Annotated in this window: 1 protein-coding gene; it reads left to right on the top strand. The window is 68.0% G+C overall.

The genetic code is table 11. The features are described from left to right. Window positions 1–479 (top strand): DegV family protein (locus tag ACXJKJ_RS32330; RefSeq protein WP_457395855.1); only part of this gene is annotated, 479 nt, incomplete at its 5' end. Window positions 480–511: the final 32 nt, after the last annotated feature.

Genomic DNA, 511 nt, shown 5'->3' with positions numbered 1-511 from the left:
GCGTGCAGCAGATCCGCGAACGGCTGGAAATGCTGGCGCAGAACGTGCACGGCTACATGGTCACGCGCGACCTGTACTACATGCGCGCCCGCGCCCGGCACAAGGGCGACCGCAGCGTCGGCCTGCTCAGCGCGGCGCTGGGCMGCGCGCTGGACATCAAGCCGGTACTGCATGGCTACCGCGGGCAGACCGGGCCGGTGGCCAAGATCAAGGGCTTCGACAACGCGGTGCAGAAGCTGTTCGATTTCGTCGGGCAGCGGGTCAAGGCCGGGCTGCTGACGCCCACCGTATGCGTCAGCTACGGCGGCGAGCTGGCCGACCTGCAGGCCCTGCCCGGCTACGCCACGCTGCAGCAGACCTGCCAGGCGCACGGGGTGGAGCTGTTCGAGTCGGTGATGAGCCTGACCGGCATGGTCAACGTCGGCAAGGGCGCGGTCACCATTGGATTTGCCGACGAACCGCATACCTTCAGCGGCTGAGCCGCCGATCTGCACGCCGATTGCACTTCGGC

Source organism: Roseateles sp. P5_E1 (genome assembly GCF_054049335.1).
The sequence above is the reverse complement of the archived record's forward strand: the minus strand, read 5'-3'. Positions and strand labels throughout refer to the sequence as shown.